The 21,048-nt window shown below is 72.9% G+C and carries 10 protein-coding genes and 1 tRNA gene; 6 read left to right on the plus strand and 5 right to left on the minus strand.

Going from position 1 to position 21,048, the window contains the following annotated elements; genetic code table 11:
- The first annotated feature begins 41 nt into the window (after window positions 1–41).
- Window positions 42–11,426 carry a hypothetical protein gene (locus ABD54_RS28375; protein WP_235432149.1) on the plus strand — a complete coding sequence of 3,795 codons (11,385 nt, stop codon included), beginning with the start codon at window positions 42–44 and terminating at the stop codon, window positions 11,424–11,426.
- Window positions 11,423–11,638, plus strand: a complete 216-nt coding sequence (locus ABD54_RS22125; RefSeq protein WP_047871454.1) for a hypothetical protein — start codon at window positions 11,423–11,425, stop codon at window positions 11,636–11,638. The genes ABD54_RS28375 and ABD54_RS22125 overlap by 4 nt, the downstream gene beginning before the upstream one ends.
- Before the next feature lie 1,452 nt (window positions 11,639–13,090).
- Here ABD54_RS22125 and ABD54_RS28090 read toward each other — a convergent pair.
- The 3 genes from ABD54_RS28090 to ABD54_RS22140 form a co-directional block, all read right to left on the minus strand.
- Window positions 13,091–13,318, minus strand: a complete 228-nt coding sequence (locus ABD54_RS28090; protein WP_152692076.1) for a hypothetical protein — start codon at window positions 13,316–13,318, stop codon at window positions 13,091–13,093.
- 278 nt (window positions 13,319–13,596) lie between these two features.
- Window positions 13,597–13,685 (minus strand) — tRNA-Ser (locus ABD54_RS22135).
- A gap of 131 nt (window positions 13,686–13,816) precedes the next feature.
- Window positions 13,817–14,344 carry a SigE family RNA polymerase sigma factor gene (locus tag ABD54_RS22140; RefSeq protein ID WP_047871456.1) on the minus strand — a complete coding sequence of 176 codons (528 nt, stop codon included), beginning with the start codon at window positions 14,342–14,344 and terminating at the stop codon, window positions 13,817–13,819.
- A gap of 526 nt (window positions 14,345–14,870) precedes the next feature.
- Here ABD54_RS22140 and ABD54_RS22145 point away from each other — a divergent pair.
- On the plus strand, window positions 14,871–15,842 hold the full coding sequence (locus ABD54_RS22145) for a hypothetical protein (protein ID WP_047871457.1): 972 nt from the start codon (window positions 14,871–14,873) through the stop codon (window positions 15,840–15,842).
- 3 nt (window positions 15,843–15,845) lie between these two features.
- Window positions 15,846–16,994, plus strand: a complete 1,149-nt coding sequence (locus ABD54_RS22150) for a MauE/DoxX family redox-associated membrane protein (protein ID WP_047871458.1) — start codon at window positions 15,846–15,848, stop codon at window positions 16,992–16,994.
- Window positions 16,995–17,118: 124 nt separating this feature from the next.
- Here the strand turns inward: ABD54_RS22150 and ABD54_RS22155 are convergent, their stop codons facing one another.
- On the minus strand, window positions 17,119–17,802 hold the full coding sequence (locus ABD54_RS22155; RefSeq protein WP_047871459.1) for a hypothetical protein: 684 nt from the start codon (window positions 17,800–17,802) through the stop codon (window positions 17,119–17,121).
- A gap of 213 nt (window positions 17,803–18,015) precedes the next feature.
- Here ABD54_RS22155 and hisC point away from each other — a divergent pair, with 213 nt between their 5' ends.
- Together hisC and ABD54_RS22165 are read left to right on the plus strand one after the other, a co-directional pair.
- Window positions 18,016–19,095: a histidinol-phosphate transaminase gene (gene hisC / locus ABD54_RS22160; RefSeq protein ID WP_200904175.1), complete on the plus strand. Its 1,080-nt coding sequence runs from the start codon at window positions 18,016–18,018 to the stop codon at window positions 19,093–19,095.
- Between the two features lie 88 nt (window positions 19,096–19,183).
- Window positions 19,184–20,170 carry a DNA-binding protein gene (locus ABD54_RS22165; RefSeq protein ID WP_235432150.1) on the plus strand — a complete coding sequence of 329 codons (987 nt, stop codon included), beginning with the start codon at window positions 19,184–19,186 and terminating at the stop codon, window positions 20,168–20,170.
- 198 nt (window positions 20,171–20,368) lie between these two features.
- Here ABD54_RS22165 and ABD54_RS22170 read toward each other — a convergent pair.
- The coding region (locus ABD54_RS22170; protein ID WP_327137009.1) for a hypothetical protein at window positions 20,369–21,048 on the minus strand (680 nt) is incomplete at its 5' end.

A 21,048-nucleotide genomic window follows, 5' to 3' on the forward strand; every position in this document is an offset into this window, starting at 1 on the left:
GGCTGTGGCGTGCTCTCGCCGGTGCCGCGTGCGCCGTCGCCGTGGCGCCCCCCGCGGGCCAGACCACCACACCACCCGCGAACACACCGCAGAACACCACCTCAGACAACAGCCAGCGCCCCGCGTCCTCGGAGCGGGACAACGGCGGACGCTCTCCCCAGCGCACCAACGACAACCGGGCGCCGGACCCCTCCCCCCAGGGGACCAACGGCGACGGCGCACGCGGCACCGGCGAGGACGACAGCGGCGGACGCCCGTCCCAGCACGCCGACGACACCGCCGCCCCGGACACGGCCACGGCCACGACCACCGGTGAGACGACCGGCGACGACGCGCGCCCCGCCACCGAGAGCCCGACTCCCGCGCCGGAGACCCGGACCACCGGCGACACCACCGGACAGGACGACACCGGCAGCTCGACCGACCGACAGCGGACGGACTCCGACACCGCACACAGCTCCGAACCGCGAACGGAGCCGGTGGACGGCCCCCAACCCCCACCGTCGGCCCCCGGCCGCCAGGAGGCTCCCTCCCCGCAGGCCGCCTCGGACAGGATCACCACCGCCGCACGGCTCGGGGAGATGGCCTCGGCCAGTATCAAGGAGGCGATCAGCGGCTACCAGCGCGCCCAGGACCTGGTCGACCAGACCCGGGAGGCCGAGAGCCGGGGCCGCCCCGACGCCGCCGACCTTCGATCCCAGGCCTACGAGGCGCAGCGCCAGGCCAACGAGGCCTACCGCAACTACGACGGCCTCGCCCGGATGCAGGCCGACCTGCTGCGCACCGAGCAGCCGGTCACCGTGATGACCGTCCTGGACGGTCCCGCGGGTCCGAGCGGCGACACCGGACCCGTCCCCCTGGGCGGTACCAGCAGGGACGTCCGGCTCGAACCCCTCGGCACCGACCCGCCAGTTCGCCCTGAGGGGACTCCGCCGGAGGCAGCGCCGCCGGAGGGCGCGCCCCCGCCGACCCTGACCTACGATGGCGGCTTCGTGCCGGACCGGAGCGGCCAGAGCTACGACCTCGGCTACCTGACCACGTCGACCCTCGTCGGGCCGCACATGCTCTTCGCCGAGCACCTGCCGGGGTTCGTCGACGACGTCCTGGCCGGCACTCCGGGGATGCCCGACCCCGCACGGCAGGGGATCGTCGACCGTGTGGTGGACATCCTCACGAGGGAGGGGCCGCGCCCCTTCCTCCGCGGGGACGGACACACCGTCAGCACCACGCACGACGGGCAGACGTGGAGCGCCGACATCGACCTGCGCTCCCTCGGCGACGACTTCTACCACGTCGACACCGAGGTCCCGGGCGGCGGCGGGGACTCCAGGTTCCTGAGGCTCCACGACAGCGGCCCCGGGGTGGACTCCAGCGACGGCGGGTCACGCGGCGGGAGCAAGACCGTCGGCGGCAAGTTCACGTTCAGCCCCTTCTACGTGACGGGCATCGACGGCAACGACGCCGGACCGATCGGGGCCTTGGGCGCGCGGTTCGGCATGAGGATGCGGGGCACCGGCGGATCGGCCTCGAACAGCGCCAACGCCGCCAGCGGCATCGAACTGCTCGGAGCCCCGAGCATCTACGTCGGTGACCTGGGCATGAGGATGTCCGTCAACGGCCCCGGCCTCACCTCGCCGCACGTCCAGGAGGGGACGGCGTACAACGGACTGGCCATGAACCTGCCGGGCGAGGCGGTCTCCTCCCCAGACGCCCCCCAGCGCATCGTGCCCGACAACGGGCCGGTGGACGCGAACGGGAACCGCGAGCCGGTCAACCGGCCGTTCGTGGGAGCCAGCCACCCGCTCGAGATCACCCGTTTCTCCCCGGTCCCCGCGACATCCGACAGCGGAACCGGCGGGGACACCACGTCCGGCGACGGCGGGACCGGCCGTGGCCGCGCAGGCGACCGTGAAGACGGCACCGGCGCGACTACGGGCGGCGGCCGATCGGGGAAGGGCACTCTGGGCACCTGGCTCGCCGACCACCTCCTGGGCCCCCGCCCCGAGGGGAGCCGGGGAGGGGACCACACCCCCTCCAGGAAGGAGCGGCGCGACAACGAGTACCGCGACCGGATCGAGCGGACCTTCGACAACGACCGGGTGCAGCAGTACCTGCCGCAGATGTCCAACAGCTCCGCGCACATCCGGATCGTGTTCCCCGACACCCGCCCCCGCATCATGCGGATGTGGTCGGTGTCGACCGAGTACAACCGCAAGGACTTCGCCCCCGACCTGGTCGACTTCGTGCACAGCAACACCGCGGTCAAGGGCGACTCCTCCAGCGTGAACCACTCCGCGGCGGCGTCCGGTTCGGTCGGCGGCGGCTTCGGCATCTGGCTCGAACTGCCCAACGGCAAGAGCGTCCGTCTGGACCTGCCCTTCGTGGAGTACTCGGCGAAGTTCGAGAAGAGCACGGGGAGCGTCCTCAACACCTCGGGGACGAACAGCCATGTCGTGCACGCCCCCTCCGGCCACGCGGCCTACGACGTCAAGCGCGACTACTACGTCCGCATCCAGGGCGAACCGCGGGCACACCGCTTCGAGGGGAACTCCGTCGAGCTGCTCACGATCGAGGACGCCCGCCAGCTCAACGGCGAACCGTCCAAGGCCCCGCCTCCGGACGGTGGGTCGACCGCACCGCCCCGGCCCCCGTTCCCGAACCTCGCGGTGGACCGCCCCACCGACCTGAGCGGGGCCACCGTACGCGGGTTCGACCACCTCCCCCCGACCGCTCCCGAGGACAACGGCGAGGGGACGGGCACCACCGGTGACAGCCAGGCCCCTCCCCCGACGAAGCGTCCCTTCTACGACGACCTGGCCTACCGCGTGCTCAGCGCCATCGCCGAGAAGCGCCCCGGAATGGTCATCCCGGACCTGGCCCGGACCAACAAGGACTACGCCGTCCGCCCCAGCCACATGGACACGGACGCGGTCCGCAGCTTCCGCGAACGCTGGGGCCTGCGCCGCAACGCGGACACGGCCCGCGAGAACACCCTGAAGGTCATCAACGCGCTCTCCGAGTCCGGGCTCAAAAGCGGTGCCTCCGACCTGCCCGGCGACGGTGTCCCGGTCCGTCTCAAGGAATCCGCCGTCATCGACCCGAAGATGATCCGCAAGGACAGGGGCGGCCGACCCGGGACCGTGACCGTACGCGTATACGGCGACTTCGACCGCCTGGTCCACCGGGAGGACACGACCGCCAGCGGGGGCGCCCGGTTCGCGGGCTCGGCCGGGATCACCACCACGAAGGGGTCGGGCGTCAGCAACACGCTCAGCATCACCGCGGGTGGCAGCGTGCGCACCGACGACGGCGGCGACGCACGCGGCGTCCCGAGGGTCCTGGGAAACCCCTCGGCCTCGTTGAACGCGTCCCTGAACACGGGCAAGGGCTCAAGCCAGGGCCTCGCCCACAGCTCCGAGGAGACGGTGCTGTTCAACGTGGACTCCGACGTGTGGACGTCCAACACCCGGTTCACCGCGCGGCTGTTCGAGCACGACGACATCGGCATGGCGCGCGGCGACCAGTCCCAGCGCGAACGCGGCACCCCGCTCCTGGGGGACGGGTTGGAGGCCCGTGCCTTCCTCCTCACGCCCAAGATGCCGCCGACGGCCTCCGACACCCCGAACACCGCGTCCGACCCGACGGGCACGACCCGCGACGGCGAGACCGTCACCTCCTCCGACGGACGGGAGACCCGCGACACCCCCCAGGCCGCAGACACCCCCGCCACACGGGAAGAGGACTCCGCCCGGACGGACACCGCCGAGGACACCGCCCCCGCCACGGCGGTCGGCCGGGAACCGCTCACCCCCGAGCAGGCACGGGACATGATCATCCGGAACTTCGTCCCGCGAACGACCACGGGCGACACGGCGGGCGACGACCGGGCAGGCCGGTGGACCGTGATCCGGGACGGGGCCGTGCAGACCTGGGGACGGCTGTTCGGCGGGGGCACCGAGGTCGTCCCCCTGACCCAGAACACCACCACGAACACCACCGGCACCAACCAGCCGACCACCCTCACCTCACCGCCTCCCCCGGACACCACGGACACCACCACCGGGACGACGCCGGACAACACTCCTCCAGGAGACGACAGGAACGGCGACGACGCCCCCTCCGACCGCCCCCAGCAGGAACAGCCGACCCTGGACCAGACCCGCGCCCAGGCGATCCGCCGCATAGGCGGCACCTTCGAGCGCGTGAACACACACTTCGACGCCGGGAGCCGGGGCATGCGCGGGCTGCTGGAGGAGACGTACCGGACCTTCTCCGACACACGCAGCGGACTCCACGACGGTTACCGGCGCAAGCTCGAGTCCTTCCTCTCCCAGTCGTCCGGGGGCGGCCGGCAGTTCGAGAACCACCTGTCGGCGGAGGAACTCGCCACGAGCAAGAGCGCGACCACGCCTTCGGGCTCCCGCATCCGCCAGGAGATGAGCGGCGGATTCTGGTCACCCCACGACATCCGCGCCACCATCGCCACCAAGGTCGACATCGACGCCCTCACCGACTTCCGCCCCATCGACGCCCAGATGCGTTGGAACGGCGGCAGTGAGGTGACACTGTCCACCAACTCCTCCCTGAGCGGAAGCCTGGGCCCCAGGTTCGGGGGGAGCGCTGGCCGCAACCCCAACCCCTACCCGTCGGACGGCTCCCTGCCCAGCGAGGCCGTCAGGCCGATCCCGCTGCTGGGGCCCTCCCTCTACCGGACGTTCCTCTCACGCGGCAGATCGCAGAACCAGGCCTCCTCGTTCACGTCGTCGGTGCTGTTCATCCCGAACAACACCAAGGCGTACGCCTTCCGCGCCTCCGGTCGCCTGACCCAGGCGATCGAGTTCACGAAGAACTGGAGCGTCGGCCCGCCCCTGAACTGGAAGACCCTGTTCCACGGGTGGACGGCCCCCGTCCAGAACCTGCTCGCGGGCTACGTGCACTCCCGCGACGCCCAGCAGGAGGGGCTGGTGATGGACCGGGCGACCCCCGACGAGAGCGGGACGGGGGTGGACCTGTCCCCGCAGCCCAACCCGAAGACGCCCGACACCGCTCGGGTGCGCCCCGGGTTCGAGGACAACGGCAGGCAGATCCAGCCCGCCGACCCCGAGGCCGCCATCCAGGAGCTCGTGAACGACCTCGCCCGGAACGGACTGGAACTGACGGGCGGCGGCCGGGAGGCCCTGCTCCAGAAGCTGACCACGCACCTGGGCCAGAACCCGGACCCCACCGTCCCGGTACCGGTCAAGGTCCGCGCGGTGGGGCCCGAGCCCTCCCCGGACTCGGGGCCGCACGGCATGCGCTGGGCCACCCCCGCGAAGGTCTACGTGAACCTGACCAGGGACCCGAACCGCACCGACGTCTCGTACGTCGGCCAGTCCGGCTACTACATCGAGTCGCACACGTGGAAGGCGACCGACGCGAACTCGCGGAGCAGGGGGACCGGCACGACCGTGGGCGCGGACGGCGTGCTGCTGCAACCCCTCCCCTACGCCCAGGACGACCAGGGCGCGGACGGGCAGCCGGAGGCCCGTCCGCTGTTCGGCGCCCCCGCCGGAGCGGTGTCCTCATCCGGCAACGACGGCCGCTCGTCCGGAGTGGCCCAGGACGACGCCCGCACCGTCGAACTCCACCTGGACACCCCGTACGCCAAGGTCGGCTCGGACACGAGGCTGACCCTCACACTGGAACTCGGCAAGCCCAAGGGCGGGGAGAACGGCAACCCCGCGCGGTCGACATACACGGGCGCCGCCGACAGCGGGCGGGTGGAGACGCTGTACCCGTTCGCGTACATGACCTTCGACCCCCCGGAGACCACCACCACGGGAGAGGACACGCGGGACACCGGCTCCGAAGCGCCGACGCCTCCCCCCGCCCCCGCCTCACCTGAGGACGGCACCGGCCCCACGCGGGACGCTCCAGCCGACCGGAACACCACCGCGGAGGCGGAGGGCGAGGACGGCGCCGGTGAGCGGACGGCGACCGAAACGGCCGGGGACGAGCGCGCCGCCGCGGAGGACGGCGGCACGACGCGGCGGCCCGGCGCGCCCGTCTACGCGTCCGTGTCCGACGCGTTGCGCAACTGGACGGACGACGCCGGGCCCCGGCCCGGCAACGACACCGCCGTCACCAAGCCGGTCATGGTGGAGGACGGCGGGCAGGCGCTGCGCGACAAGGCCAACGTCGTCATCGCCCGTTCCCTCGGCTGGCAGCCACCCGCGGGGACCCCCGAGGGGGGGCAGCCGACCCGCGCCACGGCGAACGCGGCGCGCGCCTACCTCGCCGACGCCTACGGCCAGGACCCGGTGTACAACCAGATCGACCACAGCCTCACCGACAAGGCCATCAAGGGCGTGTACCCGTCGGCCTCACGCAACTCCGACGGTGTGCGGTTCACGGACATCAGCCGCACCGGCTGGGGCGCCAAGGTCGTGCCGAGCAGCCAGGGCGCGAAGATCCTGGACGCGCTGCCGGGAAGCCAGCTCAGCGACTCCCGTGTCCAGCCCAGGACGCACAGCTTCGGCGACTCCCAGGGCGGGGGCCAGGGCCGCGGCGGAGAGTTCCGCCCGTCCGGGCTGACCACCGGCGGCCTCCCCTACGACAATCACGAGGGCATCCACACCGGTTCGGCGGCGGTGAACACCGGCTCGTCCCACGGGAACGAAAGGGGCTCCAACCAGAACGTCAAGGGCTACCAGGAGTCCGACCAGCTCCGCCAGGGGACGGTCTACTTCGTGGAGTACGACGCCACCTGGGCGTTCGCCGCGGGGAGCAAACTCAAGGCGCCCGCCGCGTTCCACTCGAACGGTCCCGGTCTTTCGCGGACCTCGTTCTACTCCCGTCCCACCCGTTGGGACATGGACGACGTCACGGTCAGGATGGCGGGCTGGTTCCCGGAGGCCGACGCGGTCGCGATGGGCTTCCTCACGCCGGACCAGGCGAAGGACCTGGCCCCCGTGATGGACCGGGTCAACAAGGCGCGGCAGGAGTTCAGCGAGGCGGAGGCCGCGTACGCCGACACCCGGGCCCCGCTGGAGGACCTGGCCCGGGGATACGCGGCCGCCCCGCGCGACCGGAGCGCCGAGAGCGCCTACAACGCGCAGGAGCAGAAGTACAGGGAGGCGCTGTCCGACTTCAACAACCAGATCGACGCCCTGGTCGAGACCTTGAACGACACGCGTTCCACGCTGGGAGGCGCCGGGCGGGAAAGGGAGGGCGGCACGGTTCCGCCCGTGCACACGGCCAGCGGCGACGGGGACGGGGGTACGACGACCCGCGCGCCGGCCGCCGGGGACACGGGCGACACGACCGCTGCGAACACCGGCACCGGGAACACCGCCGCCGCGTCCGCCGAAGGTCCCCCGCCGACCCTCACCGTCACCCCGCCGGACCCGGAGCCCGCGCCCGCGGGACCGCGCCAGGAGCTGGTCGACCGCTTCCTGTCGGAGCTGAACCTGCGTGCGCCGGAGCCCGACACCCCGGCCGGGGATTCGGGCACGCGGGACCCGGAGGGCTCCGGCGACCCCCGGAGCGGCCGGGAGCGGAACACGAACACCGTGGACGCGCGGGCCGAGCGCGCCTCCGACGCCGCGACCGCCGCTGCCCGGGAGGCCCGGCAGGCACACCATGACGCGAACGCCCTCTCCACCGCCCTGGACCGCGGCAACGCCGACCTCCGGGAGGGCGACCGCCTCCTCACGGGCTCCAGCGACGGAGCGCCCGACGCCGGGAGCGGAGGACGCACCGAGTCCGGTGAAGCCCCCTCGGCGGTGCGGCAGAAACGTGACGCGCGTGAGGCCGCGGACACGGCGTACGGCAACTCCACCACCGTTCGCGATGAATTCAACGCCTTCCGCGACGACGCCCTCACCCGGATGCCCGAACCCGATCGCCAAGCCTTCACCGAACGCGTCGGCGAGGCCGTCTCCGACGTCAAGGGCGCGGACACCTCCGCGACCAAGGCCCAGCGCACCGCGGACGAGCACGAGGGCACCGTCGACGGGCTCAGGGACGAGCTCGACCGGACGCCGCCCCGGTACCGGGCACTCGAGACCGCGGTGAACGACCGGGCCGTGCAGAGGGCGCGCGAAGAGGCCGACAGCCTGATCTCCGACCTGCGCGGAATCGCCGATCGCGCCGACAGCGCGCGGGAGGGGGCGGACTCGGCCGCGACGGAGGCCGAGACGGCGGAAGCGGAAGCCGACACCGCGCGGGAGAAGGCCGACCGGGCGGCCACGGACGCCGAGGCCCTGCGGACATGGGCCGAGGAGTTCAGCGCCGACGCGTCCGACCACCGGGGCAGAGCGGACCGGGCCGCGCAGAACGCCCAGGACGCCGGTGCGGCGGCGCAGCGGGCCTCCGACGCGGCCAAAAACGCCCGCACCGCCGCGGAGGCGGCTGCCGGCAAAGCCGCCGAGGTGGGCGACCGCGCCGCCGACGCCGCCCGGGACGCGGCGCGGGCCGCGGCCGACGCCCGCGCGGCCCGCACCGCCGCGGACCTCGCCGCCCAGGCGGCGGCGAAGGCCCCGCGGCCCTCCCCCGCGGGCAAGACGGAGCCGGGCGGCACCGCTCCCCGGGGGACGGCGGAGAATCGCAACGAGTCCGCCCGCCGGGACGCGGAGGACGCGCGGGCGAGGGCGCAGGAGGCTCGGCGGACCGCCCGGGAGGCCGCGGAGAGCGCGGCCCGGGCCGCCGAGGACGCGACGCGGCTGGCCGAGCGGGCGGAGGATCTGCGCACAGACGCGGACACCACCGTGCGCGAGGCCGAGGCGGCGAAGGCCCGTGCGAAAGAGGCATGGGAGATCGCCGAGGAGGTCCGGGACACCACCGACACGATCGTGGAGAAGGCCGACGAAGCCGCGGCCCTCGCCCGCAGCGCGCATCAGGCCTCGCAGCAGGCCGCCCAGAAGGCGGCGGCCGCTGCCGAGCGTGCGGCGGAGGCCGCGGAGACCGCCGAGGAGGCCCGGGGCGAGGCCGAGCTCATCGCCCGCGAAGCCCGGGAGCGCGTCGGAGACGTACGGAAGCTGCTGGAGGGGCTCGCCGCCAACGCGGGGCCGGGGAGGACGTCGTCCGAGGGCGGGCCCGCGGACAAGGACGGGGATGACTCCGCCGACTCCGACGAATCCGACTCCGACTCCGACGAATCCGACGACGACTCCGGGAACGTCCCCGAGAACGACCGGAGGAAGGACGGGGACGGTTCGGACGGCGGTGGCGGCCGCTCCGGAGAGGGCGGCGGCCGGTCCGGGAACGGCGGCGGAGACGGCCGTTCCGACACCAGGGACGACTCCGGCACCAGGCGCGGCCCCGAGGGGGACGGACGGAAACGCGGAACAGGCGGGGACGAGGGCCACTCCTCGCGCGGCGGCGACCAAGGCGGACGCAACACCCGCGACAGCGGCAATCCGTCCCCAAGCGACACCGACTCGGACACCGACTCGGTCCCGGACCTGGACTCCAGCTCGGACGAAAGCGACGACGGCATGTCCCTGTACGACTACCCCGACACACGGGAACAGGGTCCCCGGCGCTCGCCGTTCGGCGACGACTTCCCGTCCGCACCCCGGTGGGACAGCGACGGCCACATCCCGGACCCCAAACACCCCGGCTACGGGAGCGATGGCCTCGGCTTCCTCGACCCCAAGTCCCAGGACGCCTCCCTCGGCCTCCTGGACGCCGGTTTCGGAAACGACCGCCCCCTGCCCGGCTCGCTGACCGACATCGTCGCCTACCCCATGACCGAGGTCCCGGGGCAGCGGGGGGCCGTATCCCCGGACGGGGAGAACGGCCAGCCTCCCGCCAGCGTTTCCCCCGGTCCCCGCGGTGACGACCAGCCGCCAGCGGACACGTCCGGCTCCGCGGGGCGAGGCGGCGGCCAGCAGCCGGGCGGGCGCGACGGCGGCCCGGACGAAGGCCGCTCCCAGGACCTGGGAGCGGACCGGTCCGGTGACGGCCGGGACCGGAACGGCCCCGGCGAGCGGGCGGGCGGACAGAGGACCACCTCCCCCCGGACCGCGTCGGAGGACGCCGCCAACGCCGAGACCCCCGAGCCGTCACCCGCGGTGGGGCCGTCCCACCGCGACATCGTCGAGCTGTTCAGCGCTACGCTCGCCCCGCCGCCCTCGGCGCAGGCGCCCCGGAGCCGGGAGAGCGACCAGCACCGGACCGACGACCCCGCCGACGACTTCTACGACCCTTCTCCGACGGCGCCCACACGGGAGACGCCCCCGGCCGATCCCGGCGACCCCTGGGGCGGCAACCCTCCGAGCAGGCCCGACCTGAGCACGCTCATCTCAGCGGACAAGAAGAACGGCGATCAGCCCTCCACGGTCGAGGACGTCATCGCCGACCTCACCTACCGCTACGGGCTCGAAGACCTCGGGCACCGCACAGCCCAGGACGCACAGACCCAGGTCTTCATGGCGGGCCACCACCGGCGCCACCACGGCCACCGCACGCAGGCAGACCCCTCCGAGCGGTACGCGGACACCAACGAGGACGAGGCGGCCCCGGGCCCGGCCTACCCCGAAGGCACGCAGGTCTCCCAGTACCCCGCCCCGCTCCAGTACACCCAGGACCCCACCGGTTCGTACGACTACTCCACCGAGGCGTACGACGGTCGGCCCGCGGCTTCGACCGAGGAGCCCGCACAGGACCGGGGCGGTGAACAGGACGCGCGGCTGGAAACGCTCATGATGTGGAACGGGACCTTCGCCGGTGTCCAGGACCTCGCCGAGACCACCGGATTCGATGTGGTGCACCAGGAGGAGCTCGTCGAGGACGGCTCCGACGGCAGCACCACCCTCATGCGCTTCGCCAACGGGGCGCAGGCGGTCTACAAGGACACCGAGGGAGCCACCTTCGCCCGCGACCGCGCCGACGCCGAACAGCTCGCCTCACTGGTGGGCCGCGCCATCGGCGCCAACGTGCCCGGTGTCCTGCGCATCGGTGAGACCGAGGTGTTCATGCACTTCATGAACGGCGCGTCCGGGTTCACCCACCTGGACAACCCGCGGTCCCCGCTCCTGAACACGTGGGACGGGCACGTGATGGGCCTGCTGGACCTGCTGATCGCCAACGGCGACCGCAACCCGGGCAACTGGCTGGACCAGGGCGGGGGACGCGTGGCGGGCATCGACCACGGCAAGGCCTGGTTCAAGTACGAGTACACCCCGGAGGACCCCACCGACCTGGAGGGGCTGGCCTACACCAACGGCATGCGGCCGTTCTACGACTTCGACGCCAACACGTGGATCGCCAACCCGCTGACCCGGGCCGACATCCGGTTCCTGCGGACCCGGCTCGCCGGGCTCTCCGGCGAGTTCGACCGCCTGGGACGGTCCGGCTGGTTCGACGAGATGATCCAGCGCTTCGACATGCTGGCCCGCAACGCGCGGGGGACCAGCAGCCTTCTCGCGGGAGGCGGCCGATGACCCGTGTGCTCTACGCCCAGGACCGCCGCACACAGCGGACACGGGCGTTCCTGACACTGCACGACGACGGCACCCTCACCGCCCACGACCCCGAGACGGCGGCAGCGATCCCGCGTCTGCGCGCCACACGGGGCTGGTCCGGCGAGCGGATATTCCACGAGTGCGCCGCGCAGTCCAACGCCTACGTCCGCTACTTCGAGGAACCGGAGTGACCGGACCCGTCCCGGACACGACCGCCGGGGCCGGACCGGGACGCGCGCCTTCGCAGAAGGCGTCGGAAACGGGCCCGTCCCGGCCCGGCCACCCACCGGAAAACCCGTGACCCGGCACCCGCACGACCCCGCGTCCGGCACGGACCACCGCGCCCGCCGGCTCTGAGGGCTGCTCGACGGGACTCCCCCTCTCCTCTCCTTCGCGAGCGAGACCGCAAAGAGGACAGCCCTCCTCGCGGAAAGTCCTTTCCATGATTCCCGCGAACCGTTCGCCTGGAATTCACCTAATCGCAATAAAGAGTTTTACCAACCACAGCTGATCAACGGAACCCCGACGAACAGGGACTGAACCTCCGCTTCCCCGCGGGCGACTCGTATTCGCACGCCCCTCGCGCGCCCCCACGCCCGACGGCACTCACCCGAAGCCCGGGACGGCTCTTTCGCGAACGCGGTGGACGGTGTCGGCCGACACAGCCCGACCAGCGTCCCACGCCGCCGTCGAACCGCCCCCCACCAGGCACCCGGTCATGCCCCTGGCGGCGCCTCCACCCCCCGAAGCACGCGCGCGAGGAGAACAGAGAAAGAATATCCGGACGGCTCCAGGGGAACCGTTGCGGAAATACTCGGCGACCCGATCGAGTGGAACGCGTTCCAGGAAACCCCCACACCCGGCGGAGCGCTCGCATGACCTCAGCAGATTCGACGATCCGACCCCGGAACCCAGTTCCACGCCGGGAATGGAAAAACCGAATCGCGCTGATTCTCCGGTGTTACCTTCGTGGCCGCGTAGCGGCACCAGGGGGTGGAGGGAGAGTTGGCATGCCGTTGGACCCGAACATGTCCGACTCCTCACGCAACGCGATCAAGGTCCTCACCGGCATCGAGGTCCCCCGCGCCGGACTCTTCGAACTCGGCCGCGCCTCCGAGGTCTACGNNNGGGTGAGGGTGCCGTAGACCTCGGAGGCGCGGCCGAGTTCGAAGAGTCCGGCGCGGGGGACCTCGATGCCGGTGAGGACCTTGATCGCGTTGCGTGAGGAGTCGGACATGTTCGGGTCCAACGGCATACACGACTCCTCCTTTCTGCTAGCTACCCCTTGGCGCCGCTACGCGGCCACGAACGTAATACCGGAGAACCCGCGCGGATCGCCCTCCCATTCCCCGGGCTGGAATGATACTCCGGGGTTCCAGGTGAATTCCTCAAGGTCAAGTGTGACATTCGGCGACTGTGGGAGGTTTCTGGAACGCGGTCCCCCGGCTGGCGCGCCGAGTACTTCCGCGACGGTTTTCCTGGAGCCCGGCGGATATTCCCTTCCTGTTCCCCTGGGGCCGGAGCCGCTCATGGTGAAGGATCTGCCAGGCGCCCGGCGCCGTTGTCCCAGTTCGTCGGCCCGGTTACGCGGTTTCGGCTGGGCCCGTGCTCCGCGAGCGGGGGCTTCGTCCGGCCCTCCTGGTTCACAACATGACGATCAGTGGTGAATCCTTCGCCGGCTCAGCGCCTGTTTCGCCGGAGTGCGTCAGGCCTGTTCCTTTCGGCTTCGCCGAGGGCGCATCGGACGCCATGTGGAGTCGACGGGTCTCGGTGGCGGGCACGTGGGCCGTGAGATCGCCCACCGCGCCGATCTTCGGCAACAGCTTGATGATCGTGCCGATGCGGCGGCCCTGCCCACGATCCGGTTCCATGGCGCGCGGCGCTGTGTGGCGGGCTCCGCCCTGGCGGCCGTGGTGGACATGGATGTGGTGTCGGCGGAGCCGGGGCACTCCCGTTAGGGCTTCACCGCGGACACGCGCACGTCGGTGGTGCCGGAGGTCGCGGTGGCCGCCGAGGCGACCATGGCGGTCACCCCTCGTCGGCCACGGTCGGGCGCGGTGTGAGGCCGTGGCCGACCGTTTGGCCTCACGCGCCCTGGGATGGAACGACGAAGGGGCCCCACCCGACGGGCGGAACCCCTTCTGACCTGCGGAGGATCGGGGATTTGAACCCCGGAAGGGATTGCTCCCTAACCGCATTAGCAGTGCGGCGCCATAGACCTGACTAGGCGAATCCTCCTGGCTGGGACAAGCCTACAGACACCACGGACGGTTGCGCAAAACGAATGTCCCCGCCGTGCCCGCGGCCTGTGCGGGCGGGGCCGGGAAGGGCGCCGCCCGCTCGTGCGGGCAGGGAGCGGGCCCGCGGGGTCAGCCGACGGTGCGCTCGATGATGAGGTCGGCGTCCAGGCGCAGCTTGTCCACGGCGCGGGAGAGCGTGCTCTTCACCGTGCCGAGCGTCACCCCCATCCGCTCGGCGATCTGCGCCTCGGTGAGGTCGTCGTAGTAGCGCAGCAGCACCGTGGTCCGCTGCCGGGGGGGCAGGCGGTCGATGGCGCGCTCCACCACGTCGGCCAGGTCGCTGCGCCAGGTGGGATCGTCCACGCGCTGCTCGGGGATCTCGTCAGTCGGGTAGACGTCCAGCCGGTTGCGCCGCCACTCGGAGATCTGGGTGTTCACCATGGCCCTGCGCACGTAGCCGTCGCGCGCCTTCGGATTGGCGATCCGGTCCCAGGCGAGGAAGGTCTTGACCAGGGCCGCCTGGAGCAGGTCCTCGGCGTCGGCGTGGCTGCCCGTCAGCGACCTGGCCATCCGGAGCAGGGCCGGTCCGCGCTCGGCCACGTAGTGGCTGAACTCGTCGTACCGGGGCGTCCGGGTCGTCCCTGTCACGCCGACCACCGACCTTCACGGGCGCTGCGTGGGCTTTCGTCGTGTTCCTCCCTTCCAACTCTCACACAGCCAGCGCAAACATCCGGGCACGTGCGTCCCACGCGCCGACAAACGGCCCGCCGCAGGACCGGGGGCGTCCGGCCTTCTCCCGTGTCCGGGCGCCGCCCCCGGCGAGTCGCGGCGCCGACGGCCGACAAGCCCTTGGCACCGGCCGGTGCCGTTCGCCGGACCTCGCCTCGGGACCGGTCCCGCTGGTGGAGGGCTCGGGGGCGAACGAACGGAAAACCCTGTGGTTTGGAGGGTCTTGTGGGTGTTTATGAATCTTTCTAGATTTCTGGGTTCTATGCGTAGCTTTGTAACGACAGGCTGTGGTGGGGCGATCCCGAGTCGCCCGATGTGCGAAGTCCGGTGTGCGCGGAATCCGCTCTCTGGTTCCATGGGGTGCCCCACGTGTCACGGGGGCCGCGGCACCGAGAACATGTCTGGACAACGGGGACGAAGCGACGAGTCGTACTGGTGAGGGGGCTCAGTCGAGATGTCAGTGACCACCGAGATCGGACGGGACCGCAGAAGGTTCACAGCCGCGGTGCTCGGCGCCGCCAGCGCACCCGAACCCACGCCGCTCGGGCAGCGCGTCGCCCGCGGCGTGGTCGTCAGCGCCAACGCGCGCATCCTCTGCCTGGCCGTGCCGGGCGGCGAGGAGCACTTCATGTACGACCGCTCCACCGTGGTCTGGCGGGGCGGGGAGGTCGGACCGGGCGAGCTCCGCGCCGGTGACGACGCCGTGGTGCTGCGCGTACCCGGCGGCCACCCCATCGCCGCACGCGTGTGGGCCCAGGCCGCCCGCGCCACCGGTGTCATCGTCAGCCGCGACGGCGACACCCTGGAGATCGACCCCGGGCACGGGCGTCCGCGCCAGACCGTCGTCCTGCCCTACCGCACCTCGGGCCGGATCTCCGTCCGCCACCCGCGGCTGGAACCCGGCTACGTCTTCGACGCCGTCGGCGTCTGGGAGGAGGGGGCCGTACGGGCCGTGCGCCCCGCCACGACCCAGCCTCCCCAGCCGCTGGGCGCCACACCGCACCGGCCGCCCGCGCGCCGGCGCGCCACCACTCTCAGCGGCGTCGCCACCTGGTACGACCCGGCGTGGGGCCGCTCATCCCACGTGGACCCGCGCGCCCACGTCGACGGGATCGCCTACCCGGCGCTCGACCCCGTCGGCCACGACGGGCCCTGCGACCGGCGCACCTCCTGCGTTCCGCTGCCGCTGCTGTCCACCGGGGCGACGCTGAGCCTGCGCAACGACTGCACGCACGAGTCCGCGGCGCTTCCCGTGGTCGACTGCGCCGCGGCCGACAGTTGGCTGTGCGACCTGTGCTCCTCCTGCGGAGGCCGGAGCGCGGGACGGCTGGCCTCCCTCACCATGACCGGTTTCGTCGCCCTCGGCGGGCGGCTGGAGGACGGCTGCTTCAACGCGACCGTCACCGTCCAAGACGGGGAGGGATGACCGATGCTGCCGGAGATCGTCGAGGCGGTCCGAGAGGTGCAGCTACCGCTCCTGGCGGTGCTGCTCCTGGTCGGAGCCGTCGCCAAGACCACCGGTCGGGCGGCCGCCACGGGCCCGGCCGTCCTGGCGCCCGAGCGGCTGCGCCGGGCGTCCACGGTCGGCACCGGCCTGCTGGAGGCCGCGCTGGCGTTCGGCCTGCTCGGACTGACCGGCCTGTTGGGCGAGGCGGTGCGGGCGTTGACCGCGGCCGTGTTCGCCGTGTCGGTCGTGGTCCTGGTCGTGATCCGCAGGCGCGACCCCGAGGCGGGCTGCGGCTGCTTCGGCGGGCTGAGCCAGGCGCCGATCGGCTGGCGGACGCTGACCCGGGCCGGGCTGCTGTCGGCCGCCGCCCTGGCCACGCTCGGCCTGGAACCCGCGGGCTGGGAGGTGGTCGCCTCGCCGACCGCGCTGCACGCGGGTGTCCTGGGCGCCGAACTGCTGGTCCTGGCGCTGCTGAGCCCCGAACTGCGCACCGCGGCCGAGCGCGCCCTGCACGAGGAGCCCTGCGCGCTGCGCGAGGTCTCGCTGCGCAGCACCATGCGGACCCTGCGCGGCAGTGACGTGTGGCGCGTCAACGAACCGGTGATGCTCGGGTCCGAACCCGAGGACGTGTGGCGCCAGGGCTGCTGGAGGTTCCTGCGCTACGACGGCGTGCGGCACGGCCGTCGGGTCGACGTGGTGTACGCGGTCAGGGCCGGGGGCAGATCCGGCACCGCGGTGCGCGCGGCCCTGGTGGACCGCGAGAGCGGAGCGGTGGTGGCCTCCTTCGGCGCGGTCACCCGCATCGAGCTGACCGGCCCGCCGCGCAAGCTCCTCCACCCGGGGGAGGCCGCCAGACGGGACGCCTGGCGGCGCGACGAGGCCAGGGCCGAGCTGAGCCTTCGGACCGCCCGGGAGCGCTCCGTCGTGTGGGACCTCGTCGCGGAGGCTTCCGACGGGAGCGCCCGGGACGAAGATGTTCGGGAGAGCGGGGGCCGGGGCGAACGCGTTCCGGGACAGCGCGGTCCGAGCGGGCACGGGGAGGTCGGCCGGGACGCGGCGCAGCAGGGTGCCGCGGAGCGGGACGCCGACGGAACGGAGCGGGGCGGGCGCGAACCGACCCCGGCCGGATGAGGGCGCGCCGACGGGCACCGGTCGCCGGTGCCCGTCGGCGGTGCCGCCGCGCACCCGGTCCGGACGTGACCCCGGTCCCGGCCCTTGGCCCGTACCGGACCCGGCCCGGGAACCGCTCCGGTGGTCAGCGGTCGGCTTCCGGCCCGAGCATCTGCCGCTGCCGCTCCACGGCGGCCTCGCTGAACTCCACGAGCATCGTCTCGTAGTCCTCCAGCTCGCCGTCCCCGATGACGGACGTGCTGCCGACGAGGTCGCCGTTGCGGTACATGAGGCTGACCATGCGGCTCCTGTCGTCCCCGGACTCCACCTCGACGGCGAAGGCCCGCGACTCGTCACCGATCCGCGGCACGTCCCCCAGGTCTCTGACGCCGTACTCGGTCGAGGTTCCGTCCTCGTGGGCGGCGGTGTACTCGTCGCAGCTCCGCGGCGGCGTGCTGGACAGCGCCTCCGCGGCCGTGGCCTCGTCCAGGCGCACCAGCATGTGCGTGACCGCGCCCTCGGGCCACTCGTAGGCCGCCACGGAGGCGGGGGAGTCGCGCACCCCGTCCAGAGCGGCCCACTGGTTGGCGGCGTCCAGGCACTCGGGCTTGTCGAGTTCGGCGGCGGCCCGCACCTGATCGCTGTAGCGCACTGTGGCAAGCTCGGAGTAGGTGCCGCGCTCGCTGCTCTCGGCCACGAAGGTGGCGTCGCGGACGTGCAGGGGCTGCGCCTCGTGCAGTGCCTCCGCGGCCTCGGCGCCGGGGTCGGCGGCCTGCCCGTCGGCGCCGCCACCGCACGCGCTCAGCAGGACCGCGACGGGCACGGCCACGGGAACGGCCCATGACCGGACGAGTCCTCGCCTCTCGCGCGGCCCGGGGAGCTGACCAGAGTCGTTCCGTGCCGAGTTCGTGGGGCAAGGACGCAAGTGCATGGTGATATCTCCTCGTTTGTGCGATATTTCCGCTGGGAGCGGTGACCGACCCGGACGCGAAGTCGCTGAGCGTGTCGCGGGGTTAGCACAAAGTATTGAGGAAGGACAACGGTGTCGGAGTCGAAATCGCCATATCTGCGGTCGGTGCTGGAGAGCATTCCGCCCTACAAGCCGGGCAAGAAGGTCGTCGGTCCCGACGGGCGCTCGGTCAAGCTGTCCTCCAACGAGAGCCCCTACGGGCCGCTCCCGTCGGTGCGTGAGGCCATCTCCGAGGCCGCGGCCGAACTCAACCGCTATCCGGACCCGGGCGCCGCCGAGCTCACCTCCGCGCTCGCCCGCCGCGTCGGAGTCCCCGAGGAGCACCTGGCCCTGGGCGCCGGTTCGGTGGGCCTGCTCCAGCAACTGCTCGAAGCCGTCGGCGAGCCCGGCGCCGAGGTCGTCTACGCCTGGCGCTCCTTCGAGGCCTACCCGCTGCTCGCCGAGCTGGCGGGGGTCACCTCGGTGCGGGTCCCGCTCCGGGACGAGGCGCACGACCTCGACGCGATCGCCGACGCGGTCACCGAGAACACCCGCATGGTGCTCGTGTGCAACCCCAACAACCCCACCGGCACCACCGTGCGCGAGGAGGAACTGGCCGCCTTCCTGGACCGGATCCCCGAGAGCGTCCTGGTGGTCCTGGACGAGGCCTACCGCGAGTACGTGCGCGACCCGCGGGTGCCCGACGGCGTCTCCCTGTACCGAGACCGGCCCAACGTCGCCGTGCTGCGCACCTTCTCCAAGGCCTACGGGCTCGCCGCCGTGCGCCTGGGCTTCCTCGTGGGGCACCCCCCGGTGACCGCCGCGGTCCGCAAGACCCTCGTCCCGTTCGCGGTGAACCACCTCGCCCAGGCCGCCGGGATCGCCTCCCTGGCCGCCGAGGACGAGCTGCTGGAGCGTGTGGCGGCCACCGTCGAGGAGCGCGGGAGGGTGCGCGACGCGCTCATCGCCTCCGGGTGGACGGTTCCGCCGACCGAGGCCAACTTCGTATGGCTGCGGGTGGACGAGGACACGCTCGACTTCGCCGAGGCGTGCGCGCGGGAGGGCGTCTCCGTGCGCCCGTTCGCGGGGGAGGGCGCCCGGGTGAGCCTGGGCACCCCCGAGGAGAACGACGCGTTCCTGGCCGTGGCCACCTCCTACGGCAAGCGCCGTTAGCCCGGCCGTGCCGGTTCCCCGCACGGTCCGCAGGGGCGGTGCGGGGGACCGGATGGTGACTCCTGCGGGTTCTGAGGTGGTGGCTGCTGTGGGTTCCGAGAGGGTCGGGCTCGCGGAGGCGCTGGAACTCCGGGCGTCGCCGGAGCGGGCAGCCGAGGCGGTCCGCTCGGTCAGCGCGCGCGTCGTCGCCCTGGACACCCGGTACGGCGCCCGCGACACCGTGGACGCCGCGGCGCGCGCCGCGGCCCGCGCCCGAGGGGCGGTCCGCACGCGTCTGCCCGACTCGGCGGACGTGCTCGCCGCGACCGCCGAACTGCACCAGGTCACCGGTTGGGTGGCCTTCGACGCCGAGCGCCAGCGCCTGTCCCGGCGGATGACCCTGACGGCGCTGGCCGCCGCGCGCGGGGCGGGCGACCTCTCCATGGAGTACTTCGCGCTCAGCCAGCTGGCGATGCAGGACGTCCACCTGTGGCGGCCGACCGAGGCCCGGCGGGTGTGCGAGGAGGCGCTGGCGGCGGGAACGGCGGGGAGCGTGCGTACCCTGTTCACCCTGAGGCTGGCGCGTGCCGTGGCCCAGGAGGGCGAGCGAACCCGGGCACGGAAGCTGCTCGGGGAGACCCTCAGCCGTTACCTGGAGGGGCCGCGCCGGGGCGATCCGGCATGGACGTGGTGGCTGACCGAGGCGGAGATCACCTGGCACCTGGCCATGGTCAGCGCCGACGCCGGTGAGCCGGGCACGGCCGCCGAGTCCTTCGCCCGGACGGTGGAACTGGTCCGGGCGGACGGACGGTCCGCAGGAGCGGAGGAGGCGGACGGGAGCGGCCGGTTCGTGTTCCACGCCGCGGTGAGTCTGCTGTGGGCGCTGGCCCGCGCCCGGTCGTGGGAGGAGGCGGAGGCCGTGCTGGTGCGCGACGTGCTGCCCCGCCTGGGAGAGGTGTCGTCGGTGCGCTGTGAGCGGCTGCTCGCCGAGGTGGTCCGGCGGCTCGACACGGCGCGGGGCCGCCCCTCCCTGCGGGACACCGCGCGGTGGTGCGCGGAACGGTCCGGCGTGGGAGTTCCGGAGGTCCCGGTGTAGGTCCTCGCGGCCCTGCCGCCGCGCGGCCGAAGGTTGTCCACGGGCTGTGGACGGGGACGCGCGTCCTCCCGTCCGCGGCCCGGGGGACAGGTCGGCGGGGTCCGCGGGGCACTCGGCCCGCGGACGGCCGGGGAGTCGCGCGGCGTCCGGCCGGAGGGCGGCGGTGACCCGTGCCGCCGACCGCGGCGGGCCCGGGGTTCACCAGCCCGTGGCGGCCACGACCCGGGCGGCGACCTCCTCGACGGTGCGGTCGTCCGTCGCCACGCGCACGGTCCCCGCGGGCGCCTCGGCGTCCAGGCGCACTGCCGCCCTCAGGCCGCGTTCGACGTGGGGGAGCAGCTGTGAGCCGGTCTCGCGCACCGCCAGGCGGGCGCGCATGGTGGCCTCGCCCGCGGTGAGCAGGATCCGGGTCACCCCGATGTCCCCGCCGCCCATGGCGCGGCGGAGCATGTCCCCCTCCAGCACGCTGACGGTGTTGGTGTAGACGAGGCGGTGGTGGCCGAGGGCCGCGTAGTTGGCCCAGATCGCCGCGACGTTGCGTTCGGTGATCCCACTCCGGTGGGGGTCGCCGGGCGGGGCCGGATGCACCTGGTCCATGTAGTCGCCCTCCAGGACGCAGTGGGCGATTCCGTGCCGCTGGAGGATGACGGAGACCTCCCAGCCGATCGTGGTCTTGCCGGTCCCCGAGCCGCCGCCGATGAGGAGGAGGCGTCGGCGCCCGGTCCCGGCGTCGCCACTGCCGTCGCTGCCGTCGTTACCGCATCCGCTGTCCGGAGCGCTGCCGCCGCCGTGGTCGTCCATGCGCGCAAGCCTGTCAGACGGGCGGTCGCGGGTCACCGGAATTATCCACAGCCTGTGGACGGTGGCTGGTGGGGGCA

Origin of the sequence: Nocardiopsis sp. RV163, assembly GCF_001029525.1 — a bacterium.
Classification (GTDB): Bacteria; Actinomycetota; Actinomycetes; order Streptosporangiales; family Streptosporangiaceae; genus Nocardiopsis; species Nocardiopsis dassonvillei.